The following is a 21,553-nucleotide window of genomic DNA, read 5'->3' as shown; positions in this document are numbered from 1 at the left end:
CACTCGTGTTCACCACAACAGCCCGGCCGCGACGAACGCGACGAGGTAGGTGACCGTCGCCGTCGGCAGCGCGATTCCGACGCGGTACGTCACGAGTGTCGCGTCGAACCCCCGCTCGAGACCGGTCGATAGGGCGGTGAGTATCACCGCGAGCTGGAGCGTGTACGCTCCGACGATCTGGCCGAGCACCGGGATCGGGAGCGGACCAGAGCCAGCCTCGTCGCCGGGTGATCCCCTCGGCGTGACGCCGACGAGCTCATTCCCGTCCGCTGGGGCAGCGGCACCCACGCCGGTAGAGAGTGAACGAAGTCCATCGACGCCCGCGGCGTCGATCCCCGTCGCGAGAGCGACCGTCGCACCGCCGACGAGCGGTGCGAACACGGCGGCGGTGTTCGAGAGCGTCCCCGTCACCGTCGCCAGCTGTCGGCGCGCGTCACGCTCCAGCTCACGAAGTCGTTCGAGCTGGTCTGCGAGTTCTAACACCACGTCCCCGGCCGGTCGTCCCTCGCGTGCTGCGATGGCCAACAGCGCGACGGCGCCGTGTACCCGTGGTGACGGCACCGTCGCCGCCGGTCCGCCCTCTCCGATGAACGCCTCACGTACGTCGACCCTGAGCGTGTCACTGCGCCGGCCGGCGCGGGCGAAGAGGTCGCCGGTCGCTCCGGTCAGCCGGTCACCAGCGCTCGCAATCGCCCGTTCCACGGCGACCCCTTCGGCGACCGCCCCGCCGACGACCGTCATCGCGTCCGGCAGTCCGGACTCGGTCGCTTTGACCCTCGCGAGGACGATCCGGCGCGGTCGGACGGCGACGAGGAGCGCGACTCCGACTCCGACGCCGGCCGCACCGACCGGTGCGGCCCATCGTGCCACGATCGTGCCCGTCACGATCCCCACACCGGTCGCAGCGAGTCCCCCAACGACGACCGCGCGCACCCGCCGGTCTGGCACCGCCGGGTGGTCGCCCCCGACTCGTGGTGGTGGGAACGCGACCGGCCGCCTCGCGAGCAGCCACGCGCCGGCCGCCACCAGCGCTACGGGGAGGACGACGAGGTAGAGTCCGGCGACGACCGACGCCGGAAGCGGCACTCCGGAGGCGGCTGCGGCCGGCAACAGCGCGACGAACGCGAGCGGTAACAACACCCCGAAGGCGTACAACGCCGACACGGGTCCCTCGACTGCGCCCACGAACGCCGCCAGCCGCTCCGTCGTTCCAGTGAGCGTCGCCTCGAGCGCACGGTCGAGCGACCGCCCGCGTCGCTCCGGTGGCGCGGCCGCCGCGGTGCGGAGGAGCGTCGACGCTCGCTCTATCGCTGGAAACCACCCTCGCCACTCGTGTGCGAACGATCGGAGCCCGCTCGTCGGCGCGTTCACACTCCGGCGTTCGTGACGTGCGAGCGCTCGCGCGAGCGGACCTTGCCCAGTCCTCGCAGCGAATCGAACCGCTCGCTCGGTCGACGGATCGAGACGCATACACAACACCAGCCGGCCGACGAGCCCGGGTGCCGCTCCGAGCGCCCGCGTCCGGCGGAGCGTGGCGAGCCACACCGGTGCCCGGTGGACGGCGTGCGTCGTCGCGAGTCCGAGGGCAGTACCCACGACGAGTCCGACGAGCGGCCTGGAGAGCACCGCCGTGACGACGACCGCGAGCAGTCCGACGACCACTCCCGCCCGGTAGCCCGCCGCGACGATCCACGACGCGTCGCGGTGCCACCCGAGAAATCCCATCGCCCTGCGGAGTTCTGCAGACCCCGCCATCGCGGTGTGGTCGCGGCCAGACTCCTCTGCGGCTCCGACGGCGGCCCGCATTGCGTTGACGACGCGCGTCAGCTCCTCCCAGTGGCGACCGGTGCGTCGTGTGGTGTCTCGGGTCATTGCTCGTCTCCCTGCCGTCCGACCCCGACCGGGCGACGTTCGACGGTGGGTGCGAGCCGCTCGGTTCGCCGCTCGAGCTGCTGCCGGACGCACGCGTACGACTCGTCGGCTCGGGCGAGCGACGCGACGAGCCGGCTCTCACCACGGTCGATTCGCCCCGTCGATACGAGTCCCTCGGCCCGTCGCTCGAACAACGGGTGAAATGCAACCTCGTCGTCGTGACCGGTCACCTCCGTTATCGTCACCACGCGGTGGGCGTCGAGCACCACGAGGAGGTCCGTCGCGGCGAACGACGAGGGCGGAACACCGAGGTCGGTGACGACTCGTTCTTCGACCGCCGTCGGGTTCTCTCCGTGGATCGTTCCGAGAACCGTCTCACCCGCTGCACCGACCCGCATCGCCTCGTAGAGCGCAGCGGCCTCTTCGCCTCGAACTTCTCCGACGACCAGCGCTCCACTCCCGAGTCGGAGCGCGGTCCGCACGGCCTCGCTCGCCTCCGGGCCCGCACCGTCGCCGACGCTGAGCCGCTGGGCGTCCCTTCCGGCTTCGGCGAGCGCACTCGCGGGGAGTTCCGGCGTGTCCTCGATCAGGATCGCCCGCGTGCTCGCCGGGAGTTCCCACAGAAGCGCCCCGAGCGTGGTGGTCTTTCCGGCGCCGCGGCCCCCCGCGACGAGGCCGGCGACACCGCGTTCGACGGCAACCGAGAGGAGTCCGGCCGCCTCGAGCGAGAGCGTGCCGGCCTCGACGAGCCGCTCGAGCGTCCACGCCTCGGGGTCGCCACGTCGGAACGTGAACGAGAGCCCGTCGCTCACCGGCGTCGTGGTCGCCGCCACCCGAACCGTCCCCGCCTCGGCGTCGATCGACGCGTCGAGCGTCGGCGCCGCCCGTGAGAACGCTCGACCGCTCGTCCGACGGAGCCGCGAGGCGAGCGTCGCCGCACCCGCCGGCGGCAGCCGGACGTTCGTCCGGCAGCGCTCGCCGTCGAGCACGACGCGGAGAGGGTTCGCCGTGACCGGCGCCGACACCGTCGCGTCGCTCACTCGCTCGTCGGCGAACACGTGTTCGAGTGCCCCGTACCCTCGGGTGTGTCGACGGAGTACGTCGACGAGCTCGGGAACTGGGTCCGACTCGCCCGCGACCGATCGAACTGCTCGTCCCGGTGCCCTGTCCCCACCGACGGGGTCGGCGAGCAGTCGCTCGGCCGCGGCCGCGAGCGTCGCGAGGGTATCGTCGTCGAAGGCCGCCCACGTTGGAGTGAGGTGGTACGTCGGGAGGGCGTCCGCCCGGCCTTCGTATCGCCGCACGGTCGCCCCCGTCTCGAGATCCCACCGACCGACGAGTGTGGCTCCCGGCGGCGGGTCCGCGGCGATTCGCGTGGACGCCACCGTCGGCCCGACGTGTGCACGGACCACCGCTGCTGTCTCCGTCGCGTCGCCGGCAGCGACTTCGAGGCCCGTCTCGGCTACGATGCGGCTCGCCGGTCCGGCTCGTCCGGTCGCCTCACGTGCGGCGCCGACCGGATCGCGTCGTACCCGCTCGGCGAGGCGCGTCTCGTGAAACGCGATCTGCTCGTGAAACCGCCCGGCAGCGACTAGACACGCCGCGGCGCGTCCCGCGTACGTTCGCTCGACGCCCGCACATCTGGTCTGCACGACGTCGGCGTCGCGTTCGGCGAGCGCCCCGACGACGGTCGCGAGACACGACGGACTGGCGGCGAGGTCGCCGCGGCCCGAACAGGCCGTCGCGTCCACCGTGAGAACGACCCGGTCGTCGACGCCGGTCCCGACCGGCCGGTCGAACGACGTCACACAGTCACACGACTCGTCGTCCGACGCCGAGGCGCGAAACGGGAGGTCGGGCAGCATGCGGTGGCTGGCCGCGGTATCGTACATAAGCCGTCGCCTTCACCGAGCCGGTACGGGCGTGAGTCCGGTCGAGGTCGGGTCGGGTAGCCCGTCGACGTGGCTGCGTGGCTGGTAGGTGACGGCTGATGGTATCGGCTCACCGCACCCTGGCGATGCGGACGGTCGGACCGTCCGCCTCGACGAGCCGGAGTACGAGCCGACTCTCTCCGCTCGTTCGCAGCGGGACCGACTCGCCGGCGACGTCGACGTCGACCGCATCGGTCGGCGGCGGGACGTGGAGCGTCCGACGCGGGCCGTGTCGGAACCGGTAGACGAGCTGCACGCCGTCCACGTCGGGGTGAGTCGCATTCGCCGGCGCGTCGACGATCCGCAGGTGGTCGATCGACGCGGCGGTGAACCCACCTGGGGCGGTGACGACGAGCACGGACCGCCCCGCCAGCGCTGGGTCGGCGACGGCGACCGAGCTAGCGGCCACCTCGCCCGCGGCGCGCTCGATCCGGTCGGCCGTCGACTCGATCCGGTCCACCGATGTCGTCATCCTCGCGTCGTCGATAGCGGGCGTCGAAACGGCCAGCAACGCGACCGCGAGCAGGACGGTCGTGACGACGCGGATCACCGTCGGTCGCGCCGGCGGTCGCACTCGACGGTGTCGTGGCCCGACCCGTGCGGCTCAGACGCGCTCACGGAGTCGCTCCAGCGCGCGGCTCGTCACCGACGCCGTGTCGTCGAGCGTTGGGTCGTCACGGGTGGACTCGTCACCGACGGCCGCCGCACCGGTGCGTGACTCGTCCGGCGGAACCGCGGCCGCGAGTGCGCTCTCGTCGAGGCGTGTGGTGTCCGCCCGGTCTCGGTCTCCGCCGACGAGCGCCTCCTCGTCGTCCGCGTACCCATCGTGTGCGGCCGTCGCTCGTGCGAGCGCGAGGTCCGCCCGTCGCTCGACGTCTCGATTGACGGCGCGAACGGCTCCCGTGTAGCCTCGAACGGCCTGCGTCGCCGCCTCGAGTTCGTCGACGCGAGTCTCCACCGTCGAGAGACGGTCCGCGAGCGACGCGCGCTCGTCGGCGGCGGCCGCCGCGTCGGCGATCGAATCGACGGGCCGATCGCTCCCGGTGAGTGCGCGCTCGACTGCGTCGAGCCGCTCGACGAGTCGATCCACGGTCGTCGCTCCACCGCTGTCGGCTTGCGCTCCACCGCTGTCGGCTTGCGCTCCACCGCTGTCGGTCGTCGGTCCACGGTCAACTGGGTCGGCCGGCATACGCCGCGTGGCGTCGTCTCGGTACTTAACGCGTCGCCCGCGGTCCGGTTCCGTACCTTTTTGGCTCCCCCCAGAGGAGCCTCACTCGATGAGCACACCGTGGGACGACTGGGACCACGTGCTGAAGGTCGACCCAGACAAGCCGCTCTGTGAGGGAGAGACCTTCGAGGACGTCTGTCAGACCGGTACCGACGCGATCGAGATTGGGGGAACGCTCGACATCACCGCCGAGAAGATGACGCGCGTCGTCGACGCCGCGGCCGCCTACGACGTCCCGCTCTACCAGGAGCCGTCGAACCCGGCGGTCGTCGTCGACTCGCCCGCGCTCGAGGGATACCTCATCCCCACGGTGTTCAACGCCGGCGACCCGATGTGGATCACGGGTGCACACAAAGAGTGGGTCCGCATCGACGACCTCGACTGGGATCGAACGCACACCGAGGCGTACATCGTGTTGAATCCGGCGGCCTCCGTCGCCGAGGTCACCGACGCGGACTGCGCGCTCGACGCCGACGACGTCGCGGCGTACGCGACCGTCGCCGAGCGGATGTTCGGCCAAGAGATCGTCTACCTCGAGTACTCCGGTACCTACGGCGACCCGGCGGTCGTCGGCGCGGCCCACGAGGCACTCGACGACGCGACCCTGTTTTACGGCGGCGGCATCCACGACTACGACTCCGCGGCCGGGATGGCGGCTCACAGCGACGTGATCGTCGTCGGCGACCTCCTCCACGACCAGGGGGTCGACGCCGTCCGCGAGACGGTCGCGGCGGCGAAGGACGCGTCCCCGACGTCGTCGGCGTAGCCGACCGTCCGTTCCCGCTCAGCGGTCCACGTACCCCTCGAGCATCGTCTCGACGTACTTCGCGATCACGTCGACCTCGAGGTGAACCGGGTCGCCGACGGCTTTCTCCGAGAGCGTCGTCAGCTCGTACGTCGTTGGAATGATCGCGACGTCGAACTCGGTTGCGCCCGTCGCTGCGACCGTGAGCGAGATGCCATCGATCGCCACCGAGCCCTTGTCGACTACGTGGTCGACGTGTGCGTCGGGAATCGAAAACGTAAATCGCCAGTCCTCGCCGACCTGTTCGACGGCGCGGACCGTCGCGACCGTGTCGACGTGCCCTTGGACGACGTGGCCGTCGAACCGCCCGTCTGCGGGCATCGCGCGCTCGAGGTTGACCGGGTCGCCGACGGCGACCCGACCGAGGTACGTCTTCGCGACCGTCTCGCTCGCGAGAAACACCTCGAACCACTGCTCGGTCGACGACTCGCCGTCCGCCGTCGACGCCGCGCCGCCACCTCCCGCCGGCTCGCTCGCTGGGTCGCCCGCGACGTCCCCGTGTGCTTCGACGGTCAGACACACGCCGCTGACGCTTATCGACTGGCCGTGGTGGAGGTCGTCGAACCCGTCGACCCCGACGCGGAGCCGGAGGCCGTCGTCCGTCTCGGTTCGGGCACGGACCGTCCCGGTCCGCTCGACGATGCCGGTGAACATAGCGGTCGTGGGTCCTCGGGACGGATAGCCGTTCTGGGATCGCCGCCCCCTCCCGTGGGCTTATCTCAGCGGGGGCGGTACGGACGGTGTCGATGGGACTCGGCGTACTCGATACGATCGGGCTGGCAGCGTCGCTCGTGTTCGCGCTGCCGCTCGCGAACTACGCGGTCGTGCGTCTGCTCGACGGGCACGTCGCGCTCGGCGGTGGACTCCTCGTCGTCGCCGTCGCGATGGTGGTCCTCCCGCAGTACCTCCTCGATCCCGGCCGGCTGATCGGCTCGTTGCTGCGTGGCCTCCTGCCGTCACGGCTTCGATCGGAGACGCCAGGACGCGCAGAGCCGACCGACGACGAGACGGGCGGTGAGCGCGGCCGAGACGGGCGGTGAGCGCGACCGAGTCGGGCGGTGAGCGCGACCGAGTCGACCACGTCACCGACGGTCAATCGACCGGTTGGCGGGTGGTGTCCGCATCGGCGACGAGTTCGCGCACGAACCGTCCGAGGAGCGCGAGCGTGGCGAGCCCGAGTACGACGGCGAAGGCGACGACGAGCGCCGGCACCGGATCGACGCCGTCGCGGAACCCGAGCGCCGTCTGACGCACCGCGTTTCCGGCGGTTACCGTCGTGACCGCGAGCACGGCGGTGCCCGCCGCCGAGAGGAGCGGCCCGGGACGGTCACCCGGGACGTCGTACGAGAGCACCATCACCAACGCGAGCGCGAACGGCGTCCCGGCGAGCCCGAGCGCCAGCGCTTGGACGAGCAGCGGGAGGAAGTTTCCGCCGACGAACGCTCCCGCGGCCGACACCAGCGCGGTCGCCGCGAGCAGCGTCCGGTACCGGCCGTCCGAGACCGCCGGTTCCCACTTCAACGCGTCCGCGACGAGGAACGGCGCGACGACGGTGTTGCCCCCGAGCGTCGAGACGGCCGCCCCGAGGATGCCGACGAGAAACAGGGTCTCTGCGGCCGGTCCGACGGTCGGTGCCAGCGCCTGGGCTGCGGCGGCCGCCTGCGGGGCGACGTCTCCGCCGCCGAGTGTGCCCGCGACGACCAGGAATATCGCGAGGCTGTAGGTCCCGAACGCGACGAGCATCGACGCCCCGGCGTCGAATCGTGCGAGTCCCTCGTCGTCGGCGGTCCACCCGCGGGCGCGGACGGTGTAGGTGTGCATCGTGATCAGCGTGACGTGTACGGCGCCGCCGAGGACGCCGGCGGCGGTGACGGCCGCCCCCGGGGGCGTCGTCGGAACGAGCCCGCTCGCGGCGGCACCGAGGTCCGGTGGTGCGACGACGAGCGTCGCGACGAACACGAGGACGACCGCCGACACGATCGCCTTCGCGCCGAGTTCGGCGACTCGGTAGCCACCCCCAGCGAGCCCGACGGCTAGCACTGCCGCCCAGAACACGCCCCACACACGCGCGTCGAGCCCGAACAGCGACGCCGACACGTCGGCGAGTCCTTTCATGATAAGAAGCTGGGCGACACCGCAGACGACGACCGTGTCGACGACGAGCAGCCAGGCCCACCGGCTCCCGAGCCGACGCTCGACGACGCGGACGATCCCGTGTTCGGTCCGCGTCGCGAGCTGTGCCGCGAGCAGCAGGGAGACGAATCCCGCCGGTGCCGAGAGAACGACGACCCAGAGGAGGTCGTAGCCGTAGCCGACGCCGGCGGCGACGAGCGCGCTGATCGTCGCCGGCCCGGCGGCGATCGCTCCCGCGAGCCACGCCGGCCCCATGTCGGTGAGCCGACCGCGGAGACCGCTCGTCGCCACCTCAGCCACCCCCCTCAGGGCGTCGGCGGTCGGTGCTACGTGGCGTGAGCGACACGCCTCTCTCGCTCGTCTCGCTCTCGAGTGCGGCGTCGACGCGCTCCGATCTGGTCGGCGTGGCGGACGACGACCGCGGTGTGCTCGACATACCACCCAGTACTATCTTAGAGTAATAAACGCTCTGAAACGGGATCGCTCGCCGACGGCGTCGCTCGCGAGCGGGTCGTCTCGGCGTCGCTCCGACGTGCGAGCGAGGACCGGTCAGAGCGTCTTCGGCCGTGTCCTGGAGTCAGTCGTCGCTCTCGGCGACGCGAACGGGCGTGTCCTCCGCCGCTTCACTCTCGACGCTCACGCCCTCCCAGTCGTGGTCGGTGTGGTATCCCTCGCGGGCCTTCGCGCTGGGTGCGACGCGGATGAACTCGGCCTTCTCTCGGGCGGCGGCGATCGTGTGCCCGCCACAGTACGAGAGCCCCGACTGGATGCCCGCGGTAAACTCTCCGACGACGTCTTCGACCGGTCCCTTGAACGGAGTCAGCGCCTCGACGCCCTCGTCTGCGCGCACGTCGGCCTCCTTGTCGTCGCGCTTTTCGGCGGCGGCCGTCGTCGCCATCCCGCGGGAGCGCTTGTACCGCGTTCCGTCGACCTCGATGACCGCTCCCGGTGCCTCTGCGGTTCCGGCGAAGAGACTCCCCAGCATCACCGTGTCGGCGCCCGCCATCAGCGCCTTCACCGCGTCGCCGGAGGTCCGGACGCCGCCGTCTGCACAGATGGTCACGCCAGCCGCGTCGGCGGCCGTCGCGCAGTCGTCGACGGCGGTGAGCTGTGGGACGCCGGCCCCGGCGACCTTCCGCGTCGTGCAGTGTGACCCCGGGCCGATCCCCACCTTGACGCAGTCGGCACCCGCGGCTGCGAGGTCTTCGACGCCCGCGGGCGTCGCGACGTTGCCGGCGACGAGGTCGGTCTCCGGAAACGCCTGGTCGAGCTCTGTGACGACCGACAGCGTCCGCTCGAGGTGCCCGTGAGCCACGTCGACGACCAGCGCGTCGACGCCGGCTGCGACGACTGCCTCGGCGCGGGCGACGTGGTCCTCGTTGATCCCGACGGCGGCGGCGACCTGCTCGTCCGCCGCGGTCACCGTTTCGACCTGTGCGGCCTGTTCGTCGGGCGTCAAGAATCGGTGGAGCACCCCGAGCCCGCCGGCCTGCGAGAGCGCGATCGCCAGGTCGGCCTCGGTGACGGTGTCCATCGCGGCCGACACGAGCGGCGTCTCAAGGTCGACAGACGGCGTGAAATTCGTCGAGAGGTCGACGTCGCTCCGGCTGTCGACGGGTGATCGATGCGGGATCAAGAGGACGTCACCGTAGCTCAGTCCGGTTCGTAAGTCGTTCATTTCCCCTCAAAGCCATGGGCGCTCGTCGGCTTAACCCCCTCGATCTGTGGGGATGACCGACCTCACTCGTCCGTCTCGGCGGGCAGCGTCACTCGAAGGTTTCCGTCCGCCGAGACGACGGCCGTCGCATCCGGCGGGAGCAGACTGGTACAGCCGGGCTCCTCGACGATCGCCGGGCCCTCGAACTCGTCGTCGACGGCGAGCGCCTCCCGGTCGACGATCGGCGTCTCGAGGTAGCCACGGTCGTCGAAGTACACCGACCGCTCGCCAACGACGGTCGGTCCGTCGGACCCAGCGACCGGGTCGGACAGCGGCGGCGTCTCTACCGTGCCGGCGACGCGAAGCGTCACGAGTTCCAGCGGCTCCGTGGGCATCGCGTACCCGTATCGTCGCTCGTGGTGGGTGTGGAACCGATCCATTGCGGTCTCGACGGCCCCTGTGTCGAGCGCGTCCTCCGGGAGCGGCACGGTGAGCTCGTATGCCTGCCCCTCGTACCGGAGGTCGAGCTGGTGGGTGTACGACACCGCGTCCGCGTCGAATCCCTGCGCGTTGAACCGCGATTCGAGCGTTTCGGTGAGCGTCTCGAGTTCGCCGACGATTCGGTCGGGGTCGCGGTCGCGTCCGGCGTACGCGCGCGATTCGTCCATGCGAACGTCCGCGAGGAGCAGCCCCCGCGCCGAGAACACCCCCGGGCTCCGCGGGACGACGAGCGACTCCATCTGCATCTGCTTCGCGATCGCCGCCGCCTGGAGCGGCCCCGCGCCGCCGAAGGCGACGAGCGAGAAGTCGCTCGGGTCACGTCCCCGCTCGACGGTAACGCGGCGGATCTCTCGGGTCATCTTCGCGTTCGCGATCTGGACGACGCTCGTCGCCGCCTCCTCGAGCGACACGCCGAGCGGCTCGGCTATCACCTCGGTACACCGCTCGCGTGCGGTCTCGACCGCGTCGTCGACGTCGCTCTCGAGGAACCCACCTGGGTCGATACGACCGAGCACGAGGTTGGCATCGGTCACCGTCGGCTGTGTCCCGCCACGGCCGTAACAAATCGGTCCGGGGTCGGCACCCGCCGACCTCGGTCCCACCCTGAGCCCGCCAGCGTCGTCGATCCACGCGATGCTCCCGCCGCCGGCACCGACGGTGTTGATGTCGACGAGCGGGGTGTTGATCGGGAGGTCGTTTATCTCTCCCTCCGTCGAGCGGACGATGTCGCCCTCTTCGACGATGCTCACGTCGGCGCTCGTCCCGCCCATGTCGAGGCCGATCGCGTGTGGGATATCCTCCGCCCGAGCGACGTCTCGACAGGCGACCGCGCCGGCCGCCGGGCCCGAGAGCACGGTTCGAAGCGCGAACTCGCGCGCCTGCGCCGTGCCGAATATGCCGCCGCCGGAGTGCATCACGTTCAACGGGGCGTCGATGCCACGCGCTCGCACGCCGTCGTCGAGCCGACGCAGGTAGTCTTCGATCGTCACCTTCACCGCCTCGTTCAACACGGTGGTGACGGTTCGGTCGTACTCGCGCGTCTCCGGGTAGACGGCCGACGAGAGCGCGTAGTCGAGGTCCGTCTCGGACTCGATCAGCTCGCCGATCCGTCGCTCGTGGTCGTCGGTCACGTACGAGAACAGAAGCGAGACGACGACCGAGTCGACGTCGGCTGCCGCGAGGTCGCGGGCAGCCGCACGAACCGCCGCCTCGTCGAGCTCGTCGACGACGGCGCCGTCGGCACCGATACGCCCTGGAACCCCGTACCGGTGGCGTCTGTCGACCAGGCTCGGCGGCGTCTCTGCCTGGAGGTCGTACAGCGACGGCCGCGTCTGGTCGCCGATCTCGAGGACGTCACGGAGTCCCTCGTTCGTTATCAACCCGAGGTCCGGGAACTCGCCTTCGAGCACCGCGTTCGTTCCCACGGTGGTGCCGTGACTGAGGTACGAGACGCGCGCGGGATCGACGCCGGTCTCCGCGAGGATCTTGTCGATGCCGTTCAACACGCCCTCGTCGAACGCCCCCGGCGTCGACGGCGTCTTCGTCGTGTACACGGCGTTTGCCGCCGCGTCGTAGAGGACGACGTCGGTGAACGTGCCGCCGGTGTCGACGCCGATCCGGACGCTCACGGTCGGTCACCTCCATCGGTCGTCGCGTTGCGACGCGCGGCCCGACAGCGCTCCGTCGCGGCCGCGTCGAGCTCGCCGTCGGCGACGACGACGCCGTACGCCCCCTCAGCTCTCGCGACAGAGACCTTCCCGTCGCGGACGTCCTCGAGGACGGCCTCCGGGTCGCGCTCGAGCGGGTCGCCGTACCCGCCACCGCCCGGCGTCTGGACGCTCACCACGTCGCCGGGGTCGAGCGTCGTCGTCGACTTCGAGGCGAGCGTCGTCTCCTCGGCCGTCTCAGGGTTCCGGTAGAATCGCGCCGGGCGGGCCGCGTGACCGCCGAAGACGCCCCACGGCCGCGACTCGGTCCGGTCGGTGAGCAACGAGAACGACGCCTCGTGGTCGTAGAACTCCAGGTCGCGGCGGACGCCGAGCCCCCCGCGCGTTCGGCCCGCGCCCTCGGAGTCGGCGACGAGTTCGTACCGACGGACGCGAACCGGCAGCTCGGCTTCGAGCTCCTCTATGGGGCTGTTGGCCGTGTTCTGAAAGTGCGTCTGGACCGCGTCCATGCCGTCGATGTCGGCGCGGGCACCGTACCCGCCAGCGACGGTCTCGTAGTAGACGTACGCCCCGTCGTCGCGGGGGTCGTCGCCGCCGTAGGCGACGTTACAGACGATTCCCTTCGTCGCGGCGATGGTCGCCTCGGGGACGGCCTCGGTGAACGCTTTGGTGACGAGGTCGCCGGCGCGCATCGCGATCTCCCACCCGCCGGCCACCGGTCGGTCGCGCGAGGGGTTCACCATCGTGCCGGCCGGCGTGATCGTCTCGATCGGTCGGTAGAAGCCGTCGTTCTTCGGGAGGTCCTCGCCGAGGAACGCCATGACGACCGCCATCGTCCCGGCGAACGCCATCGCCGGCGTGCAGTTCAACGGCCCCTCGTTCTCCGCCGCGGTGCCGGTGAAGTCGATCGTCAGCTCGTCGCCGTCGACGGTCAGCGTGAGCGCGAGCGTGACGGGCTCGTCGGTGACTCCGTCGCCGTCCATCTCGTCGCTGGCGGTGTACGTGCCGTCTGGGAGCGACTCGATGGCGGCGCGGACCCGCCGTTCGGTGTACGCGAGGAGGTCGTCGAGGGCGGTCTCGACCGCCTCCGTGCCGCGCGTGTCGTACAGCGCCGACACGCGCTCGTCGGCGATCCGGTTCGCACCCAGTTGCGCCTGGTAGTCGCCCCGTCGCATCGACGGCTCGCGGACGTTTCGGAGGATCAGTCCGAGCACGTTCTCGTCGTACGTCCAGTCGGAGACCGCTCGCACGCCCGGGATGACCATCCCCTCGGCGTACAGCTCGGTGCTGTCGTTCGGGATCCCACCCGGCGTGCCGCCGCCGATGTCGACGTGGTGTGCGGAGTTGGCGGCGTAGCCGACGATCCGGTCGTCGTGGTACAGCGGCGAGATGAGCATCACGTCCGGGAGGTGGACCGCCCCCTCGTAGGGGTCGTTGACGAGGATGCCGTCGCCGGGTTCGAGTCGGTCTTCCCACTCGGGGACGAGACGGGGAACGACCGAGACGAGCGAGCCGATGTGTTGGGGCGCCACGTCGTGTTGAGCGACGTGGCGGAGGTCCGCGTCGAACAGCGCACACGTGTGGTCGCGCCGGATCTTGATGTTCGTCGAGTAGGCGGTCCGTTGGAGCGTGACGCCCATCTCTTCGACGACGCTCTTGAGCGAGTGTCGGAACACTTCGAGCGTCCCAGTGTCTACCATACACCGTCTGTCCACCCGGCCGTCAAAAGCGTATTCCCCGCGGATCCTCCGTCACTCGGTCACCGGCGGGGCGTCCCACTCGGCGCCGTTGTCTCGGGGGTCGTACCCGAGCACCTCGCGGGCGTGGGTGGCGTCGACCCAGGTGCCGTCGTTGTCGCTGACGCCCCAGAACACGTCGTACGTGACGGTGTCGTCCGTGAGACACCGGTCGACGAGCCGGCCGAGGTCGCGGTGTGAGAGCCACGTACACTTGAGCCGGTCGGCCATGTACGCGTACTCGTCGCTTCCGCGCTCCCACCACCCCTCGTCGACGCCCATCTCCGCGAGGCCGTACGGGTGGTCGTACGCGTCGCCGAGCACGGTCTTGATCCGCAGCGCATAGAACCGCTGCGGGGCATCTCGGGTGTTCGTCACGTACGTCGGGTGGAGCTCGCCGAGCGGGTTCTCTCGACTCTCGACGAAGAGCCGTCCGGCCGCCTCGCCGAACACCTTCGAGAGCCCGTAGAAGCTGTCCGGTCGGACCGGATCGGTGTGTGAGACGACGAGGTCGTCGTCGGGGTCGTACAGTTCTGGTGCTCGTTCTATCTCGTACATCCCGACCGTGTGGATCGACGAGGCGAACAGGACTCGTTCGACGTTCGCCTCGGCGGCGGCCTGGAGCACGTTGTAGGTCCCGATCACGTTCGTCTCGAGGATCGTCTCCCACGAGCCGCTGAGGTCGACGGCGGCCGCGAGGTGGATCACCGCGTCGTGGCCCTCGACGTGTGCACGGAGCGAGTCGAGGTCGGTGACGTCGCCGACGGCCGTCTCTCGGTCCGGGTGTGGCTCCACGTCGAGCGGGGTGAACTCGTATCGGTCGTCGTCGCCGAGTTCCTCGAGGATGGCGCTGCCGACCGTTCCGTTCGCGCCGGTGATGAGTACGCGCATGGTCGTCGGGGTAGAGACCGCCCCCTCACGTAAACACAGGGGTCACCTCCGGTGTGGCCGTCAGTTCCGGGGCATGGTGATGTTTCGCATCGGTGCCCCACAGGCGGGACACGTGCCGGGCTTGCTCGCTGCGCTCGCGCGCTCGCCACACGACACGCACTCGTAGGTGTTCGTCCCCTCGGTCACGGCCGTCCCCGCGAACACGTCAGGCGGCTGCCCGTCGTCCGGACCGAGCGCCCGCCGGATGTCCGTCGTGCTCACGACGCCGACGGTCGTGTCCGCCTCGACGACGAGTCGCTTGATCTCGTACGCGTCCATGTGGTCGATCGCGGTCTGTACGTCGGCTTCCGGGGAGACGGTCACCACCGGCGAGGTCATGAGGGCCTTGGCGGGGGCGTCGAGCCGACCGCGGTCGATCCCTTCGACGAGGTCGGTCTTCGTCACGATTCCGTCTGCCTCCCCGACGACGACGGACCCGATCGACTCGTCGAGCACGATCGTGGCCACGTCGCGCACGGGCGTCTCCGGCGTGACCGACCGGACCGGCTGCGTCATGATCTGGTTGATCGGCTGTTCGCGACCATCCATACTCGATATTGGGTATGGTACACAATAACACTGTCGCCGGCCGTCTCAGCGCGGTACGGGGTCGATCCGTGGAGCGGTGTCGTCCGCGGCCGCGTCGCCCGCGCGACACCCGGGCACCAGTTGGGCCACCCCCTCTCGGGCCGATTCGATACGACTGTGACAGTACCAGCGTGAACACTACGACCGCGCGACATCCGGGCACCAGTTACAGCCACACCCTCTCCAGCCGATTCTATACGACTGTGACGGTACCAGCGTGAGCACTACGACCGCGCGACATCCGGACACCAGTTACCGCCACACCCTCCTCAGCCGATTCGCTCACATACGTAGTTGGTGGGTTCGTGATCGACGCGACGACCGCACGACAGCCGGGCACCAGTTGGGCCACCCCCTCCCCAGCCGATTCTATACGACTGTGACGGTACCAGCGTGAACACTACGACCGCGCGACATCCGGGCACCAGTTACAGCCACACCCTCCCCAGCCGATTCGCTCGGTGGCTTCGCCACCTCGCTCATCCCTCGCACGCGCTCGCAAGGCCGCCTGCGGCGACCTCGCGAGGCGCGCGCCATCGGCGGATTTTTCGACGTCGCGTGGTCGGGTACGCCACGGCCGTTCGGGAGTAGCTCGGTCACACACCCCCACTGCGGTGGCGCGCGCCTCATGAGCCGCCGAAGGCGTGCTCATGAGCGCGTGCGAGGGACGAACGAGTCGCCCGTGGGCGACGAGTGAGTCGGCTGGGGAGGGTGTGGCACAACTGGTGTCCGGGTGTCGCGGAGTCATCTCGGTCACCCGGCTCTTTTTGACGTATGGAGTCATCTCGGTCACCCGGCTCTTTTTGACGTATGGAGTCATCTCGGTCACTCGGCTCTTTTTGACGTATGGAGTCGTCTCGGCCACTCGACTATTTCTGGCGTATGGAGTCGTCTCGGTCACTCGACTATTTCTGGCGTATGGAGTCGTCTTGGCCACCCAACCATCTCTGGCGTATGGAGTCGTCTCGGTCACACTGCCATTTACACAGTACGAGCGAGCCGACCGATCGACGCGTTCGGGGCCCGGTCGACGCGTTCGGGGCTCGACCGACGCGCTCGGGGGCCGATCGACCTCGACGACGTCCCCCTCGCCCGGCACCCAATCCCGAAAGGATTTTGCACGCCTTACGCAGAGTGACGGACACATGGTGAACCTCTGGGAAGACCTCGAGACGGGCCCGAACGCCCCCGAAGAGATCTACGCCGTCGTCGAGTGCCTGAAAGGCGAGCGCAACAAGTACGAGTACGACAAAGACATCCCTGGCGTCGTCCTCGACCGCGTGCTCCACTCGAACGTCCACTACCCGTACGACTACGGCTTCATCCCGCAGTCGTACTACGACGACGAGGATCCCTTCGACGTCATGGTGCTCGTCGAAGACGCCACCTTCCCCGGCTGTGTCATCGAGGCGCGCCCGGTCGCGCTGATGCGGATGGACGACGACGGCGAACAAGACGACAAGGTGATCGCGGTCCCGACGGAAGACCCCCGGTTCGACCACATCGACGACCTCGAGGACATCCCCCAACAGATCTGCGACGAGATAGACGAGTTCTTCTCGACGTACAAGAACCTCGAGGCCGACAAGCAAGTCGAGACGCTCGGCTGGGAGGACAAAGCCGCGGCCACCGACGCGATCGAACACGCCCAGGCGCTCTACGACGAGCACATTCAATAACTCACACACATCGCTGCCGCCCGCGCCGATGTGTTATGCGCATGGGTAATTTTTTCGGTGCGGAACCCGTACTCAACGACAGACCATGGCAGCCACGACCCCCTCGATCGGTATCGACCACCCGACGGTCGTCCCGACGAACTTCGACCCGGACGAGCAGGGCTGTCGAGACACCGACGACGACCGCTCCGATCGGTGAGAGCGTCACCAGGCGCCGTCACGACGCATCAGCGTCGGGCGCTGTCTGCTTGTAGCCGCCCGTCTCACGACTCTGCGACGACCGTCGACAACGGCGTCGCGGATTCGACGAGCCGCTCGAACCGGTCGTCGGCCCACTCGAGCACCACCGGGTCGCGCGACTCGAGTGCACACCGCGGGTTGTTCGACGCGTCGTAAGCGATCACACACGCGAGGTCGTCCCGGCGGAACAGCCCGTAGCCGATCGGCTCCGCGGTGACGTAGACGTCCGTGTCGTCGTCGGTGAGCGCCCGATCGGTCGCGGGGCCGAACTCCGCGACGGACGTCTCGACCACGTCGCGGTCGACGACAAGTTCGACGCTTGCGCCACGCTCGAGGGCGGTCGCGGCCGCCTCGTTGTACTGTGCGGTGACGATCGGTGAGACCGCGCGGACCTGCGATCCGCCGGCCGCCCGAACCAACTCGATCACTTGGTCGAGTGCCGCAAACGGGTCACGGTCGGTCGCGGCGGTAAGCGTGCCGCTCTCGAGCCCTGCCGCCGGGAATCCGGCCCCGACCCGCTCTAACTCGGCAGCGAACTGACCGTAGTGGTCGGCTCGCTCGATCTCCCCGAGGAGCGTTTCGTACGCATCGTGGACCCGCTCGCCGGTCGGCGTCAGTCGGTACGCCCCGTCTCGTTTGACCACCCAGTTCCGCTCTCTGAACCCCGAGAGGATTCGCCCGACGGTCGTTCGGGTTGCGTCGACCGCCTCGGTGATCGCCGCCGGCCGGCGCGGCTCACGGTCGAGTGTCCGGAGGATCGCAACCCGCACCGGCGAGCCGGCGAGGTACTGTGCGTCGTCGGTGCCGGTGTCGGACGCCATCTGTCGTCACCACGTACGACCGGCGGGTCAATAATCGTGTCGTCAGACCGGTACTGGTCTACCGATCGAACTCGCTCACAGTCGATGCCCGCTCACGGTCACTACCCGATCGCGGTCGACACCACAGGCTCGAATCACTCACGAGTACGCGTCGTACTCTTCGCCGAACAACAGAAAGTACGCCACGCCGACGAGCCCGATCGCGCTCGCCGTACCGAACGCGAGCACCGGATCGCCGCCGACTTCGACCCCCACCGGGAGCGTGACCCCCCCATACAACAGCCCGCCGAGTGCGGCACTCGGGATCACGACCGCGTTGCGGACGAGGTAGTACGACCCGGACACCCGCCCGCCGCCACCGGCCTCCGCCGGGCCGACGATGAGCGCCTTGTGTGCGGGCAAGCCCGCGAACCGCAGCCCCGAGAACGCGAACAGGAGCCCGAAGACGAGCGGGTCCGCCGGCGCGAGGATCAACAGGACGGGGAACGTCGCGTACACCGCGAATCCGAGCGCGACGACCGGTGTGAGCCCGACGACCTCGGCGAGTCGAGCCGCCGGCGGCATCGACACGAGCGCGACGACCATCTCGATGGCCAAGAGCACGCCGAAGAACACCGGCGGCGAGAGCGTGATCCCGAGAGCCGAGACGCCCACCTCACGCAGCTGGGTCACGACGAGCACGAAGAAGACGTACACCATCCCGTTGGCAAACCGCACGAGCGTGTCGGCGACGAGGAGCGGCCGAAGCGCCGACGGGAGCCCGCGAAGGTCTGCGACGACGTCTGTGACGCCCGCGAACTCGTCGCCGATCGTGTCTTCGCTCGCGTCGTACAGCCGGTGTTGTGCGACCGTGGCGAGCACACCGGCTCCGACGGCGACCGCGAGGATCGCCCGGAATCCGGCGGTGAACGTCGCGGTGCCGTACAGGATCCCCGCAGCGAGCAGCGGACCGAGAAGGAACGCGGTGCGGCGGAAGACCTCCGTGCTCGCGAAGCCACGGGCGAGTCGGTCCGGCGGCACCGACTGTTTGACGACGGCGAACGTCGCCCCGAGCCCGAACGACTTCCACGCCTGTGCGAGCAGGAGCCCCACGAAGATCCAGCCCCACGGCTCGATCGCGACCCCGGCGATCCGGATCGTCCCGGCCGCCGGCGCGACGAGCCAGACGAGAAAGCCGAGACTCGAGGCCACCCCGAACAGCGTGAGCGCGACCCGCGACCCGATCCGGTCCGAGAGGCGTCCACCGGGATACGGGTACACCGCTCCGACGACGTTGCCGAGCGTGCCGTAGAGGCCGACGACGAACGCGCTCGCGCCGAGCGTGGTGAGGTACTCGGGGAGGTACCGGCCCGTCATCTGAAACCCGAGGCTGAACGCGAACATCGCGAGCGACAACACGAGCACGTCCCGCGGGAACGCACGAAGCTGCCGGAACGGGTCGAGGAGGTCGACGTCGCCGGCACCGGTCATAGACGATCGCTCGCCCGGCGACTGCTTGAATCCACCGGGGTACCGGTTCGGCGGGCGAATCGAACCGATAAAGGCCCCGCCGACCCAGGATTCGGTAATGATTACGCTGGGAACGGCGCGGGCGCCGCCCGGAGAGACGGCCACGGGTCGTCTCGAGGTCGGCGAGACGCGGGACGGGAGCCCGGTTCGGCTCCCCGTAGCCGTGATCAACGGCGCCGAGGAGGGCCAGACGCTCTACGCGCAGGCGGTCAGTGACGGCGACGAGCTCAACGGGCTCGGTGTGATTCGCCGCGTCGTCCCGCAGGTCGACCCGGCCGACCTCTCCGGTGAGATCCTCGTCGTCGGCATCGTGAACTACTTCGCGTTCCAAGTCGCCGAACACCGGAACCCCGTCGACGACCGCAAGATGAACCGCGGATATCCGGGTGACCCGGAGGGAACGACGAGCGAGCGAATCGCCCACGAGACGTTTCAGGTCGCCAAGCGCGCCGACTTCATCGTCGACCTCCACCAGGGGTCGACGAGCCGGATGATAAACGAGACGCGGGTGCGGTGTGGCGTGCGCCACCACCTCCACGGCGACTGTCTCGAACTCGCGAAGGTGTTCGGCTGTGGGCACGTCCTCGACATCAAGGGACCGGACGGGCAGTTGGCACGGGCAGGGCCCGACCAGGGGATCCCGACGATAGACCCGGAGCTCGGCGGCTGCGTCGGCTGGGACGAGGAGTCGATCCAGTACGGCGTCGACGGGCTGTTCAACGTCCTGCGCTACTACGGCTTCCTCCCGGGTGAGGTGACTCCCGAGTCACAGACCCGCGCCCGAGGATTCGACCAGTACGGCGCGCCGGCCGGCGGGCTCGTCCGGTTCGAGGCCGACCTCGGCGAGCGCGTGACCGCCGGCGACAGCCTCTTTACCGTGACCGACGCCTTCGGCGAACGACGAGGCCGGGTGACGGCCGACGCCGACGGGGTCTTCTGGCGAACCCGCCGTCTCCCCCAGGTCGCGGCCGGCGAGTACGTCTGTTCGGTCGGAACGAACGTCGATCGGTACTGAGCGATGACCGACCCGATCGACGACCACGCGGTCGCGGACACCGCCTCGACCGACGAGCGCGACGCCGCTCCCCCGAGGTCACTCGCGTGCCCAGATTGCGGCACGGTCGTCGACGATCGATGGCGGTGTCGATGCGGCGCTCCGCTCCGATTCGACTCCCCACCGATCCCGTCGACGGGACCGCCGGAGCCGTCGGCACTCGACGCTCGCGCGGGGTTGTGGTCGTTCGCACCGTTTCTCGCGGTCGGCGACGACCCACGAGACCGCGTGACGCTCGGCGAAGGGGCGACGCCGCTCGTCGACGCGCCCGAGTGGGACGCCGCGTTCAAACTCGAGTACGTGTTCCCCACGGGATCGTTCAAAGACCGGGGCGCGACGACGACGCTCACGCGCGCCCGCGAACTCGGCGTCGACCGCGTCGTCGAGGACTCCTCGGGCAACGCGGGTGCCGCGATCGCGACGTACGCCGCCCGCGCGGGCATCGACGCCGAGGTGTACGTTCCCGCGGACGTGAAGCCGGCGAAGCTTCGTGCGATCCGTCGGGCGGGCGCGACGCCGGTTCGAATCGAAGGCGGCCGTCGAGCCGTCACCGAGGCGTGTATCGATGCGGTCGAGGGCGCACCCGACGTAGCTACAGGTACGAGTGACGCGACGGACGACGCGACGGGTGGCGCGTGGTACGCGAGCCACGCGTGGAACCCGGCGTTCTTCGAGGGGACCGCGACGGTCGCCTACGAGATCGCCCACCAGCGCGACTGGTCGGCTCCCGACGCGGTCGTGGTCCCAGTCGGTCACGGCACCCTCCTGCTCGGCGCACACTGGGGGTTCGAACGGCTCGCGCGGGCCGGCTGGATCGACGCGTGCCCGCGGCTGTACGCGGCCCAGGCGGCCGGAGTCGCTCCGCTCGTCCGCGCCCTCCACGGCCCCGAGGAGGCGACCCCGGCAGACGACCGCAACGTGGCCGCAGACGGGATCCAGATCGCCGAGCCGGTCCGACTCTCGGCGCTCCGCACGGCCGTGACCGAGACGGGCGGTGACGCGGTCGCGGTGACCGAGGCGGCCGGCGACGCGGCACTCGACCGACTCCACGCCGCGGGCTTTTACACCGAGCCGACGTGTGCGGTCGCCCCGGCTGCGCTCGAGATGCTCCGTGACCGCGGGGCGATCGCCCCCGACGAGGACGTGGTGGTGCCGCTGACCGGGAGTGGACTGAAAACCTGAGCGGGCTCGTCAATTCGACC

The 21,553-nt window shown here is 69.7% G+C and carries 18 protein-coding genes; 5 read left to right on the top strand and 13 right to left on the bottom strand.

The window, feature by feature from the left end; all coding sequences use genetic code 11:
- Positions 1-9 precede the first annotated feature (9 nt).
- From ACNTAO_RS07030 to ACNTAO_RS07015, 4 genes are all read right to left on the bottom strand, one after another.
- A complete protein-coding gene (locus ACNTAO_RS07030) occupies positions 10-1,806 on the bottom strand; it encodes a type II secretion system protein (RefSeq protein ID WP_435161373.1) in 1,797 nt (598 codons plus the stop codon).
- A 62-nt stretch (positions 1,807-1,868) separates the two neighbouring features.
- A complete protein-coding gene (locus ACNTAO_RS07025; RefSeq protein WP_435161253.1) occupies positions 1,869-3,737 on the bottom strand; it encodes an ATPase, T2SS/T4P/T4SS family in 1,869 nt (622 codons plus the stop codon).
- A gap of 136 nt (positions 3,738-3,873) precedes the next feature.
- A complete protein-coding gene (locus ACNTAO_RS07020) occupies positions 3,874-4,353 on the bottom strand; it encodes a DUF7311 family protein (protein ID WP_435161252.1) in 480 nt (159 codons plus the stop codon).
- Positions 4,354-4,407: 54 nt separating this feature from the next.
- A complete protein-coding gene (locus tag ACNTAO_RS07015; RefSeq protein WP_435161251.1) occupies positions 4,408-4,992 on the bottom strand; it encodes a DUF7310 family coiled-coil domain-containing protein in 585 nt (194 codons plus the stop codon).
- Between the two features lie 88 nt (positions 4,993-5,080).
- On the opposite strand from ACNTAO_RS07015, the gene ACNTAO_RS07010 reads away from it, so the two are divergent.
- On the top strand, positions 5,081-5,797 hold the full coding sequence (locus tag ACNTAO_RS07010) for a phosphoglycerol geranylgeranyltransferase (protein WP_435161250.1): 717 nt from the start codon (positions 5,081-5,083) through the stop codon (positions 5,795-5,797).
- An 18-nt stretch (positions 5,798-5,815) separates the two neighbouring features.
- On the opposite strand, the gene ACNTAO_RS07005 is transcribed toward ACNTAO_RS07010, so the two are convergent.
- Positions 5,816-6,490, bottom strand: coding sequence for a riboflavin synthase (locus ACNTAO_RS07005; RefSeq protein ID WP_435161249.1), 675 nt, complete (start codon positions 6,488-6,490; stop codon positions 5,816-5,818).
- Between the two features lie 92 nt (positions 6,491-6,582).
- Between ACNTAO_RS07005 and ACNTAO_RS07000 the strand changes: the two genes are divergently transcribed.
- Positions 6,583-6,876 (top strand): DUF7533 family protein, encoded by a 294-nt coding sequence (locus ACNTAO_RS07000; RefSeq protein WP_435161248.1) that lies wholly within the window; start codon positions 6,583-6,585, stop codon positions 6,874-6,876.
- A 52-nt stretch (positions 6,877-6,928) separates the two neighbouring features.
- On the opposite strand, the gene ACNTAO_RS06995 is transcribed toward ACNTAO_RS07000, so the two are convergent.
- From ACNTAO_RS06995 to ACNTAO_RS06970, 6 genes are all read right to left on the bottom strand, one after another.
- Positions 6,929-8,224, bottom strand: a complete 1,296-nt coding sequence (locus ACNTAO_RS06995; protein WP_435161372.1) for an NRAMP family divalent metal transporter — start codon at positions 8,222-8,224, stop codon at positions 6,929-6,931.
- A gap of 322 nt (positions 8,225-8,546) precedes the next feature.
- A complete protein-coding gene (locus ACNTAO_RS06990) occupies positions 8,547-9,647 on the bottom strand; it encodes a guanosine monophosphate reductase (RefSeq protein WP_435161247.1) in 1,101 nt (366 codons plus the stop codon).
- 62 nt (positions 9,648-9,709) lie between these two features.
- The gene (locus ACNTAO_RS06985) at positions 9,710-11,755 is read right to left on the bottom strand and encodes a hydantoinase/oxoprolinase family protein (RefSeq protein ID WP_435161246.1); all 2,046 of its coding nucleotides are present in this window, start codon (positions 11,753-11,755) and stop codon (positions 9,710-9,712) included.
- Positions 11,752-13,494, bottom strand: a complete 1,743-nt coding sequence (locus ACNTAO_RS06980; protein ID WP_435161245.1) for a hydantoinase B/oxoprolinase family protein — start codon at positions 13,492-13,494, stop codon at positions 11,752-11,754. Before ACNTAO_RS06980 ends, ACNTAO_RS06985 begins: the two co-directional genes overlap by 4 nt.
- 51 nt (positions 13,495-13,545) lie before the next feature.
- A complete protein-coding gene (locus ACNTAO_RS06975; RefSeq protein WP_435161244.1) occupies positions 13,546-14,421 on the bottom strand; it encodes an NAD-dependent epimerase/dehydratase family protein in 876 nt (291 codons plus the stop codon).
- Between the two features lie 60 nt (positions 14,422-14,481).
- Positions 14,482-15,009 (bottom strand): rubrerythrin-like domain-containing protein, encoded by a 528-nt coding sequence (locus ACNTAO_RS06970; protein WP_435161243.1) that lies wholly within the window; start codon positions 15,007-15,009, stop codon positions 14,482-14,484.
- Positions 15,010-16,193: 1,184 nt separating this feature from the next.
- Here ACNTAO_RS06970 and ACNTAO_RS06965 point away from each other — a divergent pair.
- On the top strand, positions 16,194-16,727 hold the full coding sequence (locus ACNTAO_RS06965; RefSeq protein WP_435161242.1) for an inorganic diphosphatase: 534 nt from the start codon (positions 16,194-16,196) through the stop codon (positions 16,725-16,727).
- 263 nt (positions 16,728-16,990) lie between these two features.
- On the opposite strand, the gene ACNTAO_RS06960 is transcribed toward ACNTAO_RS06965, so the two are convergent.
- Positions 16,991-17,788, bottom strand: coding sequence for a helix-turn-helix transcriptional regulator (locus tag ACNTAO_RS06960; RefSeq protein WP_435161241.1), 798 nt, complete (start codon positions 17,786-17,788; stop codon positions 16,991-16,993).
- Between the two features lie 138 nt (positions 17,789-17,926).
- Positions 17,927-19,318 (bottom strand): MFS transporter, encoded by a 1,392-nt coding sequence (locus ACNTAO_RS06955; RefSeq protein ID WP_435161371.1) that lies wholly within the window; start codon positions 19,316-19,318, stop codon positions 17,927-17,929.
- A gap of 37 nt (positions 19,319-19,355) precedes the next feature.
- Here ACNTAO_RS06955 and ACNTAO_RS06950 point away from each other — a divergent pair, with 37 nt between their 5' ends.
- Positions 19,356-20,312 (top strand): succinylglutamate desuccinylase/aspartoacylase family protein, encoded by a 957-nt coding sequence (locus tag ACNTAO_RS06950; RefSeq protein ID WP_435161240.1) that lies wholly within the window; start codon positions 19,356-19,358, stop codon positions 20,310-20,312.
- A gap of 3 nt (positions 20,313-20,315) precedes the next feature.
- On the top strand, positions 20,316-21,533 hold the full coding sequence (locus ACNTAO_RS06945; protein WP_435161239.1) for a pyridoxal-phosphate dependent enzyme: 1,218 nt from the start codon (positions 20,316-20,318) through the stop codon (positions 21,531-21,533).
- The last annotated feature ends 20 nt before the right edge of the window (positions 21,534-21,553 follow it).

Source organism: Halorubrum zhoui (assembly GCF_051194155.1).
In the GTDB taxonomy this organism is placed as follows: Archaea; Halobacteriota; Halobacteria; order Halobacteriales; family Haloferacaceae; genus Halorubrum.
Note: the sequence above shows the minus strand (reverse complement) of the source record. Positions and strands in the feature narration are given on the sequence as shown.

What these genes read in the sequence shown, in the direction of transcription:
- ACNTAO_RS06950 (WP_435161240.1), top strand. Translation starts at nt 19,356, where the DNA reads ATGATTACGCTGGGAACGGCGCGGGCGCCGCCCGGAGAGACGGCCACG.
- ACNTAO_RS07025 (WP_435161253.1), bottom strand. Translation starts at nt 3,737, where the DNA reads ATGCTGCCCGACCTCCCGTTTCGCGCCTCGGCGTCGGACGACGAGTCG.
- ACNTAO_RS07010 (WP_435161250.1), top strand. Translation starts at nt 5,081, where the DNA reads ATGAGCACACCGTGGGACGACTGGGACCACGTGCTGAAGGTCGACCCA.
- ACNTAO_RS06965 (WP_435161242.1), top strand. Translation starts at nt 16,194, where the DNA reads ATGGTGAACCTCTGGGAAGACCTCGAGACGGGCCCGAACGCCCCCGAA.
- ACNTAO_RS07005 (WP_435161249.1), bottom strand. Translation starts at nt 6,490, where the DNA reads ATGTTCACCGGCATCGTCGAGCGGACCGGGACGGTCCGTGCCCGAACC.
- ACNTAO_RS06990 (WP_435161247.1), bottom strand. Translation starts at nt 9,647, where the DNA reads ATGAACGACTTACGAACCGGACTGAGCTACGGTGACGTCCTCTTGATC.
- ACNTAO_RS06975 (WP_435161244.1), bottom strand. Translation starts at nt 14,421, where the DNA reads ATGCGCGTACTCATCACCGGCGCGAACGGAACGGTCGGCAGCGCCATC.
- ACNTAO_RS06945 (WP_435161239.1), top strand. Translation starts at nt 20,316, where the DNA reads ATGACCGACCCGATCGACGACCACGCGGTCGCGGACACCGCCTCGACC.
- ACNTAO_RS06970 (WP_435161243.1), bottom strand. Translation starts at nt 15,009, where the DNA reads ATGGATGGTCGCGAACAGCCGATCAACCAGATCATGACGCAGCCGGTC.
- ACNTAO_RS07000 (WP_435161248.1), top strand. Translation starts at nt 6,583, where the DNA reads ATGGGACTCGGCGTACTCGATACGATCGGGCTGGCAGCGTCGCTCGTG.
- ACNTAO_RS07015 (WP_435161251.1), bottom strand. Translation starts at nt 4,992, where the DNA reads ATGCCGGCCGACCCAGTTGACCGTGGACCGACGACCGACAGCGGTGGA.
- ACNTAO_RS06960 (WP_435161241.1), bottom strand. Translation starts at nt 17,788, where the DNA reads ATGGCGTCCGACACCGGCACCGACGACGCACAGTACCTCGCCGGCTCG.
- ACNTAO_RS06980 (WP_435161245.1), bottom strand. Translation starts at nt 13,494, where the DNA reads ATGGTAGACACTGGGACGCTCGAAGTGTTCCGACACTCGCTCAAGAGC.
- ACNTAO_RS06995 (WP_435161372.1), bottom strand. Translation starts at nt 8,224, where the DNA reads ATGGGGCCGGCGTGGCTCGCGGGAGCGATCGCCGCCGGGCCGGCGACG.
- ACNTAO_RS07030 (WP_435161373.1), bottom strand. Translation starts at nt 1,806, where the DNA reads ATGCGGGCCGCCGTCGGAGCCGCAGAGGAGTCTGGCCGCGACCACACC.